Source organism: Chelativorans alearensis, assembly GCF_010993735.1.
Taxonomy (GTDB): domain Bacteria; phylum Pseudomonadota; class Alphaproteobacteria; order Rhizobiales; family Rhizobiaceae; genus Chelativorans; species Chelativorans alearense.
This window is the reverse complement of record NZ_WQNI01000006.1, coordinates 230,830-239,737: the sequence shown is the minus strand read 5'-3', so window position 1 is coordinate 239,737 and position 8,908 is coordinate 230,830. Positions and strand designations below refer to the sequence as shown.

Genomic DNA, 8,908 nt, shown 5'->3' with positions numbered 1-8,908 from the left:
TTTGGTCACGTGTTGCCCCCTGCCCTTTCTCGCCTGAGTTTCGACCAATAGTCGAGCCTTTTGCGGATCTCACGCTCGAAACCACGCTCGGGCGGGTCGTAGAAGGTTTTGCGCCCCATGACATCGGGAAAATAATCCTGCCCGGAGAAAGCCTCCGGCGCGTCGTGGTCGTACTGGTAACCTTCGCCGTAGCCTGTTTCCTTCATCAGCCTTGTCGGCGCGTTGAGGATGTGCTTCGGCGGCAGCAGCGAGCCGTGCTCTTTGGCCGCGGCCATGGCCGACTTGAAGGCCGAGTAGCCGGCGTTGGATTTGGGGGCCGTGGCGAGGTAGATGCAAGCCTGAGCGAAGGCGAGTTCCCCCTCGGGGGAGCCCAGATAGTCGTAGGCATCCTTGGCGGCATTGGCGATCACCAGCGCCTGCGGGTCGGCCAGGCCGATGTCCTCCACCGCCATGCGCACCAGCCGCCGGCCGATATAAAGCGGATCCTCGCCGGCATCGAACATGCGACAGAGATAGTAGAGTGCGGCGTCGGGGTCCGAGCCGCGAACCGATTTGTGCAGGGCGGAGATGAGATTGTAATGCCCATCCTGGCTCTTGTCATAGACCGGTGCGCGTCGCTGGACGATTTTCTGCAAGGCGTCGGCATCGAAAACCTCGCCGTCGCGGGCTGCCCGCCACGCCTCCTCCGCCAAGCTCAACGCCGCACGCCCGTCCCCGTCGGCCATGCGCAGGAGCACCGCCCTTGCCTCCTCGTCAAGCGGTAGCGGGCGGCCTTCCGCCGCTTCCGCACGTTCCAAAAGGCGCGCCAGGCTGTCGCTCTCGAGCGGATGAAAGACGAGCACACGGGCGCGCGACAGGAGGGCGGCGTTGAGCTCGAAGGACGGGTTTTCCGTGGTGGCGCCCACCAGGATCACCGTCCCGTCTTCCATCACCGGCAGGAAGGAATCCTGCTGGGCGCGGTTGAAGCGGTGAATCTCGTCGACAAAAAGCAGCGTCTGACGGCCCTGGCTGCGGCGCAAGCGCGCGCCTTCGAACACCTTCTTCAGGTCCGCCACACCGGAGAAGATTGCCGATATCTGCTCGAAAGCCATCGACGTCTCGCCGGCGAGCAACCGCGCGACGGTGGTCTTGCCCGTGCCAGGCGGACCCCAGAAGATGAGCGAGCCGAGCGAGCCGGAGCGGATCATGCGTGTAAGCGCGCCTTCCTCGCCGGTCAGATGCTCCTGTCCGACCACCTCGTCCAAGTGGGTAGGGCGCAGGCGGTCGGCCAACGGCTTGGCCACATCTGCGGCAGGTTCTTTGCTTTCGAACAGATCAGCCATCGTCTCAGTACCGCAGCATCTGCTGGATAAGGCGTCCGTTGCGCTCGACGGAGAAACGCCACCACCTGGACTGGGTTTCGGCGACCGCCTTCATGCGTTCCGGCGTATCGATCTCTTCGCCGTTGATCTCACGCACGATATCGCCTGCCTTGAGCCCGAGACCGCTGGCCGGCGAATTACGCGCTGTCGCCACCACGACCACGCCCTTCTCGTTGACTGGCAGGCGGAGGCGCTGCGCCAGCGCGGGCGAAAGGGCGGCCACTTTCGCCCCGGCGAAAGGCCCGTCGCCGCCGATATCAATCTCCTGGCCGCTCCCTTCGGGCGCCCGCTCGATCGGCATGGCCAGGCGCTGCCGGCGGCCACCTCTCAAAACCTCGATCTCGGCGGTCTCGCCCATGGGCAACGTCGCCAGACGGTAGTCGAGCGCTTCCGGGTTGTCGATGCGCTTGCCGTTCACCGTTTCCACCACATCGCCGCTCTCAAGACCGGCTCGCGCGGCCGGACTGTCGGGCGCGACATTGGTGACGAGAGCGCCTGCCGGACGCTCCATGCCGAGCGCTTCGGCGATGTTCGAGGTCACCGGATCGAAACTCGCCCCCACGTAAGGACGGGCGAAATAGTCGTCGCCGCTTTTGGCCGCCTCGACCACGGCGCGCACGATGTTGGCGGGAATTGCGAAGCCTATGCCATTGGAGCCGCCGGAGCGGCTGTAAATAGCGGTGTTGATGCCAACGACCTCTCCCCCCATGTTGATGAGCGCACCGCCGGAATTGCCGGGATTGATGGCAGCGTCGGTCTGAATGAAGAAGCCGAAATCGGAAACGCCGCCGAGCGTGCGCGCAAGCGCGGAGACGATACCGCTGGTGGTGGTCTGGCCGACGCCGAAGGGATTGCCGATGGCCAGGACCAAATCCCCAACCTGCACGGCTTCCGAATCGCCAAGCCGCGCGGCGGGAAAAGGCCCTTCCCCATCGAGCTTGAGAACGGCCAGATCGAGCCCTTCGTCCTGAAGCAGAAGCTTGCTCGAGAACTCGCGTCCATCGGCCATCGCGACCTTCACTTCGTCGGCCTCGCGGATGACATGATAGTTGGTCACGACAATGCCGGAAGGGTCGACCAGAACGCCCGAACCGAGCGAAGACTGCACGCGCGGTGGCATTTGGGGGAGGTCGAAAAAGCGCTCGAAGAAGGGGTCTCCCATGAAGGGCGAGCGCGATTGAACGAGTGTGGAGGCATAGACATTGACGACCGCGGGTGCGGTCTCCTGCACCAGAGGCGCGAAGGAAAGCTGGATTTCCCCACGGCTGAACGGTATGCGGCGCTGCACCTCTGTAGTGGACGGAGGCGAGCTCTCATCTGTTCCTCGCAGCAATCTTGAAAGCGCATCAGACGGGCTTCCAGCCGGCGCATCCTGCGCTTGGGCGGGCGCGACAAGAAATGCCACCAGAACGAACAGACGAAGCAAAGAAACCATCGTGCCTTTCATGCCGATTCTCGCTTTGATGAAGCCACCTTTTCACACGCGATTGAGCAGAATAAAAGGCTGACCGCCATAACGTTCCGCCCGCGGTACCGTGTCAGATACAAGGGCACTGTGAGCGGGTACGCTGTGGAATGCCTTCCCCACATTTTGCTTCACCCGGGCTTTGAGGCCGGGGTTTCGAGGACCCCATGATCCTGTCCTATCTGACGCCGGTCGTCTTGCTCGCGATCTCCAACATTTTCATGACCTTTGCGTGGTATGGCCACCTGAAGTTCACAACCAAGCCGCTCTTTCTGGTCATAATTGCAAGCTGGTCGATTGCCTTGATCGAATACTGCTTTGCCGTTCCCGCAAACCGGTACGGCCATGCTGTCTATAGCGCTGCTGAGCTCAAGACCATGCAGGAGGTGATCACACTCGCGGTCTTCGCAGTCTTTTCGATTTTCTATCTGGGCGAGCAGCTCACGATCAATCACGCAATCGGCTTTGCACTCATTTGTCTCGGAGCCTTCTTTATCTTCAAGGGGCCGATCGGCTGAAAGCACAAACAAAAAGGGGCCCGAGGGCCCCTTGAAATCTTGCCAGAAAATGCGGCACGATCATGCCACCTCGGCTTCCTCGCTCGCCGCCTCGGCCTCGGTGCGGGCACGGTCTGCCGCACCCTTGGCCGTAACGTCCCGGTCGACAAACTCGATCACAGCCATGGGAGCGTTATCACCGTGGCGGAAGCCCGCCTTCATGATGCGGGTATAGCCGCCATGACGCTCCGAGTAGCGCGGGGCGACCGTATCGAAAAGACGCCGAACCAAGGCCTCGTCGCGGATGGCGGCGATGGCCTGGCGGCGGGCGTGAAGACCGCCGCGCTTACCGAGCGTCACCAGCTTCTCGACGATCGGCCTGAGCTCCTTGGCCTTGGGCAGCGTCGTGACGATCTGCTCATGCTCGATGAGCGAGGCCGCCATATTGGCGAACATGGCCTTGCGATGGCTCGATGTCCGGTTCAGCTTGCGGCCGGATTTTCCGTGACGCATGGCTTGTCTCCTTCAAATCCCGCGGGCGCTGCCCTTGGGGTCAATACTGGTCTTCGTAGCGCTTGGCGAGTTCTTCGATGTTGTCCGGTGGCCAATCGGGCACTTCCATGCCCAGATGCAGGCCCATCGAGGCGAGCACTTCCTTGATCTCGTTCAACGACTTGCGGCCGAAGTTCGGCGTGCGCAGCATCTCGGCTTCCGTCTTCTGGATCAGGTCGCCGATATAGACGATGTTGTCGTTCTTCAGGCAGTTGGCCGAGCGTACGGAAAGCTCGAGCTCGTCCACCTTCTTCAGAAGCGCCGGGTTGAAGGCAAGTTCGGTAACCTGCTCCGCCGGAACCTCCTTCTGCGGCTCCTCGAAGTTGACAAAGAGGCCGAGCTGGTCCTGCAGGATGCGGGCGGCGAAAGCCACCGCGTCCTCACCAGTGACCGAGCCGTCGGTCTCCAGCGTCATCGTCAGCTTGTCGTAATCGAGAACCTGGCCCTCGCGGGTGTTCTCGACCTTGTAGGAGACCTTCTTGACCGGCGAATAGAGGCTGTCGACGGGAATGAGGCCAATGGGCGCATCCTCGGCGCGGTTGCGATCAGCCGGCACATAGCCCTTGCCCGCGTCGACCGTGAACTCCATGCGGATCTCGGCTTCCTGATCGAGCGTGCAGATGACGTGGTCGGGGTTGAGGATCTCGACATCGCCCACGGTCTGGATATCGCCGGCGGTGACGGCACCCGGGCCCTGCTTGCGCACGACCATGCGCTTCGGCCCGTCGCCTTCCATCTTGATGGCGATTTCCTTGATGTTGAGCACGATGTCCGTCACGTCCTCGCGCACACCGGCGATGGAGGAGAACTCGTGCAGCACGCCGTCTATCTGCACCGCCGTAACGGCAGCACCGCGAAGCGAGGAAAGCAGCACCCGGCGCAGCGCGTTGCCGAGCGTCAGGCCGAAGCCACGCTCCAGCGGCTCGGCGACGAGCGTCGTCTGTGTCTTGTTCTTGGACGTGAACTCGATCTTGTTCGGCTTGATGAGTTCTTGCCAGTTTTTCTGGATCATGAGGCGTTCCTTCCGTTACCCCGCCACCATCCAATCGTGGCGGGCGCTCTGGAAACCGCAGAGGAGCGCGCTGTGCGCTCGTACGGCAATATTTCTGTTAGACCCGGCGCTTCTTGCGCGGGCGGCATCCGTTATGCGGTATGGGGGTTACATCACGGATGGAGGTAATGGTGAAGCCAGCCGCTTGCAAGGCGCGAAGTGCAGACTCACGACCCGAACCGGGGCCGGACACCTCCACTTCGAGGGTGCGCATGCCATGCTCCTGCGCCTTGCGGGCGCAATCCTCGGCAGCCACCTGGGCGGCAAAGGGGGTGGACTTGCGCGAGCCCTTGAAGCCCTGCGCGCCCGCCGACGACCAGGCAATGGCGTTGCCCTGGGCATCGGTGATGGTGATCATGGTGTTGTTGAAGGTCGAATTGACATGAGCGACCCCCGACGAAATATTCTTGCGCTCACGACGGCGAACGCGCGTGGCTTCCTTGGCCATGGTCTTCCTTTCGAACGATCTCTACACCGCCGTACTTCCAGCGGCTCCACCTTTGTTGAGGGAATAGGGAGCAGCGAATAGTGAGTAGGGCTCTCCACTCACCACTCTCTATTTCACTATTCACTCAACCTACTTCTTCTTGCCGGCGATCGGCTTCGCAGGCCCCTTGCGCGTGCGCGCATTGGTATGCGTGCGCTGGCCGCGGACGGGAAGCGAGCGGCGATGGCGCAGGCCACGGTAGCAGCCAAGGTCCATCAGGCGCTTGATGTTGATCGACACCTCACGGCGCAGATCACCCTCGACCCGGAAGTCGCGGTCGATCGTCTCGCGGATCTGCAACACCTCGGCGTCGGTGAGTTCGCTCACCCGGCGCTCGTCCGGAATGTTGACCTTGGTAACGATATCACGGGCGAGCCTCGGCCCGATGCCGTGAATGTACTGCAGCGCGATCACCACGCGCTTGTTGGTCGGAATATTGACGCCAGCGATACGGGCCACGTCGGCTCTCCTTGGTTCTTCCTGCCACCCTGCCGGCGGCGCTTTTTGACCTGCGACCGGACAAGACGAAAGCGCCCGGCCCGGCCATCGATTTTTCCGACCGGCACCGACCGCTCTGACATTCAAGCGAATTGGCGCCGTCTTTGACGGAATCGCCGGGAAAAGTCAACTCCCCGGGCGATGTTCTTTCAGATCGAACGCAAAACCTTTTCGATCTTGGTTGTGACGTCCTCAATGCTGGCCATACCGTCGACGGTGTGGAGCCGTCCCTTGGCGTAGTAGTAGCCGATCAGCGGGGCCGTCTTCTTGTAGTATTCGCGCAGCCGCTCCTCGAACACGGACGGATTGTCGTCCTTGCGCACCGGCTGGCCTGCGGATTTCGTCTCTTCCGCCCGCTTGGCGATCCGTCCGATCAGCGCCTTGTCGTCGACCGCCAATTCGACCACCGCGTCCAGCTTCAACCCGCGTTCGGCAAGCATTCCCTCGACCGCGTCGGCCTGCGCGAGCGTGCGTGGATAGCCGTCGAGAATGAAGCCGTTCGCGCAGTCCGGCTGGTCGATCCGCTCCGCGACGATGGCGTTGACGATAGCGTCCGACACCAGTTCTCCGGCATCCATGACGGCCTTCGCCCGCTTGCCAACGTCGGTCCCGGCGTTCACCGCCGCACGCAGCATGTCGCCTGTCGATAGCTGCGGAATACCGAATTTCTCGACAAACCTTTGTGCCTGGGTCCCCTTTCCCGCCCCCGGCGGCCCAAGAAGTATAAGCCTCATCGTCCCCTCTTGCCTCCCCGGAGCTTCGATTTCTTGATCAGTCCCTCATACTGATGCGCGATCAGGTGGCCCTGAACCTGCGCCACCGTGTCGAGCGTGACGCTGACGACGATGAGCAGCGACGTGCCGCCGAGGTAGAAGGGCACGCCAGTCGCCGAAATCAGAAACTCCGGAAGCAGACACACCAGAACGAGATAGATGGCGCCGACCACCGTGATCCGGGTCAGCACATAGTCGATATAATCCGCCGTGCGTTCACCCGGCCGGTAGCCGGGAATGAAGCCGGAGTGCTTCTTCAACTGGTCGGCCGTGTCCTTCGGATTGAAGACGATGGCCGTATAGAAGAAGGCGAAGAAGGCAATCAGCGCGGCGTAGAGCAGCATGTAGAGCGGCTGGCCATGGCCCAGCGTCGCAAGCAGCGAGCCTGCCCAGGCGGGAAGTTGTGTCGTGTCGGAAAAACCGGCCACGGTGGCAGGCAGGAGAAGCAGCGAGGAAGCAAAGATCGGCGGGATGACCCCGGCCGTGTTGAGCTTCAAGGGCAGATGCGAGGTATCGCCCTGGAACATGCGGTTGCCGACCTGGCGCTTCGGATACTGGATCAGAAGCCGCCGCTGAGCGCGCTCGAAGAAGACGATGACGCCGATCACGACGATGGCGATCACGATGATGGCCAGGATCAGCCCTGTCGACATGGCGCCGGTGCGACCGAGCTCCAGCGTTCCGCCGATGGCCGACGGCAGGCCGGCGACGATGCCGGAGAAGATGATGAGCGAGATGCCGTTGCCGATGCCGCGCGCGGTGATCTGCTCGCCGAGCCACATCAGGAACATGGTGCCGCCGACCAGTGTGATGACGGCAGAGATGCGGAAGAACCAGCCGGGGTCGGTGACGATGTTGGCCCCGCCTTCAAGCCCCACGGCGATGCCATAAGCCTGCACGGTGGCCAGGATAACCGTACCGTAGCGGGTGTACTGGTTGATGACCTTGCGGCCCTGCTCGCCTTCCTTCTTCAGCTGCTCCAGCGAGGGCACGACCGACGTCATCAACTGCATGATGATGGAGGCGGAGATGTAGGGCATGATGCCAAGGGCGAAGATCGCCATGCGCTCCACCGCGCCGCCGGCGAACATGTTGAACATGCCCAAAACGCCGCCCGACTGTTGCTGGAAGGCCTGCGCGAACGCCTCCGGGTTGATGCCCGGCATAGGGATATAGGTGCCGAGGCGATAGACCAGCAGCGCGCCGAGCGTGAACCAGATACGCTTCTTCAAATCCTCGGCTTTGGCAAAAGCCGCGAAATTGAGATTGGATGCAAGTTGCTCGGCTGCCGATGCCATGAAGAATTCTCCGCTCCGTCACACGCCCCATGCGCGACCAGGAAAGGTGGATGCAGGCTTACCCGCCGTCGGCGGTCAAGTCCAGAAGGGTCCCGTGTGACCAAAGCACCCAGACGCCCGCCCCGCGGCGGATCGCGCCGCCCCGGAGATAGGCCCAAGGCCGCAGACTTGCAAGCGGCAGGGGGGCCGCCGCTCGCGCCGCGTTACTCCGCGGCCTTCTCGGGCAGCTTGACCGAGCCGCCGGCCTTCTCGACCTTCTCGACCGCCGACTTGGAGGCGCCGGCGACGTCGAGCGTCACCTTGGCCTTCAGTTCGCCGTCGCCAAGCACCCGCACGCCATCCCTGGCCCGGCGGATGACGCCGGCCTTGATCAGAGCTTCGGTGTCGATGGTCACCTTGGCATCGAGCTTCTTGGCATCGATGGCAGCCTGGATACGGCCGACGGAGACCTCGTTGAAGTCCTTGCCGAAGATATTGACGAAGCCGCGCTTCGGCAGACGCCGATAGAGCGGCATCTGGCCACCCTCAAATCCCTTGATGGCGACGCCCGAGCGGGACTTCTGGCCCTTCACGCCGCGCCCGCCGGTCTTGCCGAGGCCCGAACCGATGCCGCGGCCGACGCGCTTGCGCGAATGGGTCGCGCCTTCCTGGTCCCTGAGTTCGTTGAGCTTCATTTTTCCGTTCCTCGGTTCCTCAGGCCTCGTCGACGACGCGAACGAGGTGCTGCACCGCGGCAATCATGCCGCGCACGGAGGGAGTATCCTCCAGCGTCGACCGGCGATGCATTTTGTTGAGCCCCAGGCCGACCAGCGTCGCGCGCTGCTCCTTGGGGCGGCGGATGGGGCTACCGATCTGCTCGACCGTGATCGTCTTGCCCTTCTTCTTCTCAGCCATCTTCGTCATTCCTTGAGCTCAGGGCTTGCCGC

The 8,908-nt window shown here is 62.7% G+C and carries 11 protein-coding genes; 1 reads left to right on the top strand and 10 read right to left on the bottom strand.

Going from position 1 to position 8,908, the window contains the following annotated elements; genetic code table 11:
* Positions 1-5: 5 nt before the first annotated feature.
* Both GPJ75_RS11660 and GPJ75_RS11655 read right to left on the bottom strand, forming a co-directional pair.
* Complete coding sequence (locus GPJ75_RS11660; RefSeq protein WP_163268233.1) at positions 6-1,322, bottom strand: replication-associated recombination protein A; 1,317 nt, start codon at positions 1,320-1,322, stop codon at positions 6-8.
* A 4-nt stretch (positions 1,323-1,326) separates the two neighbouring features.
* Positions 1,327-2,808, bottom strand: coding sequence for a DegQ family serine endoprotease (locus GPJ75_RS11655; RefSeq protein ID WP_163268231.1), 1,482 nt, complete (start codon positions 2,806-2,808; stop codon positions 1,327-1,329).
* A 185-nt stretch (positions 2,809-2,993) separates the two neighbouring features.
* Here GPJ75_RS11655 and GPJ75_RS11650 point away from each other — a divergent pair, with 185 nt between their 5' ends.
* Positions 2,994-3,344: a DMT family protein gene (locus GPJ75_RS11650; RefSeq protein WP_163268229.1), complete on the top strand. Its 351-nt coding sequence runs from the start codon at positions 2,994-2,996 to the stop codon at positions 3,342-3,344.
* A gap of 60 nt (positions 3,345-3,404) precedes the next feature.
* Here GPJ75_RS11650 and rplQ read toward each other — a convergent pair whose 3' ends face one another.
* From rplQ to rpmD, 8 genes are all read right to left on the bottom strand, one after another.
* Positions 3,405-3,836 carry a 50S ribosomal protein L17 gene (gene rplQ, locus GPJ75_RS11645; RefSeq protein WP_163268226.1) on the bottom strand — a complete coding sequence of 144 codons (432 nt, stop codon included), beginning with the start codon at positions 3,834-3,836 and terminating at the stop codon, positions 3,405-3,407.
* 40 nt (positions 3,837-3,876) lie between these two features.
* A complete protein-coding gene (locus GPJ75_RS11640; RefSeq protein WP_163268224.1) occupies positions 3,877-4,887 on the bottom strand; it encodes a DNA-directed RNA polymerase subunit alpha in 1,011 nt (336 codons plus the stop codon).
* A gap of 97 nt (positions 4,888-4,984) precedes the next feature.
* A complete protein-coding gene (gene rpsK, locus GPJ75_RS11635; RefSeq protein WP_163268222.1) occupies positions 4,985-5,374 on the bottom strand; it encodes a 30S ribosomal protein S11 in 390 nt (129 codons plus the stop codon).
* 129 nt (positions 5,375-5,503) lie between these two features.
* Positions 5,504-5,872 carry a 30S ribosomal protein S13 gene (gene rpsM, locus GPJ75_RS11630; RefSeq protein WP_159590018.1) on the bottom strand — a complete coding sequence of 123 codons (369 nt, stop codon included), beginning with the start codon at positions 5,870-5,872 and terminating at the stop codon, positions 5,504-5,506.
* Positions 5,873-6,060: 188 nt separating this feature from the next.
* Complete coding sequence (locus tag GPJ75_RS11625; RefSeq protein ID WP_163268220.1) at positions 6,061-6,645, bottom strand: adenylate kinase; 585 nt, start codon at positions 6,643-6,645, stop codon at positions 6,061-6,063.
* Complete coding sequence (gene secY / locus GPJ75_RS11620) at positions 6,642-7,982, bottom strand: preprotein translocase subunit SecY (protein WP_163268218.1); 1,341 nt, start codon at positions 7,980-7,982, stop codon at positions 6,642-6,644. Before secY ends, GPJ75_RS11625 begins: the two co-directional genes overlap by 4 nt.
* 203 nt (positions 7,983-8,185) lie before the next feature.
* A complete protein-coding gene (gene rplO, locus GPJ75_RS11615; protein WP_163268216.1) occupies positions 8,186-8,656 on the bottom strand; it encodes a 50S ribosomal protein L15 in 471 nt (156 codons plus the stop codon).
* A 19-nt stretch (positions 8,657-8,675) separates the two neighbouring features.
* A complete protein-coding gene (gene rpmD / locus GPJ75_RS11610) occupies positions 8,676-8,876 on the bottom strand; it encodes a 50S ribosomal protein L30 (protein ID WP_163268214.1) in 201 nt (66 codons plus the stop codon).
* Positions 8,877-8,908 lie beyond the last annotated feature (32 nt).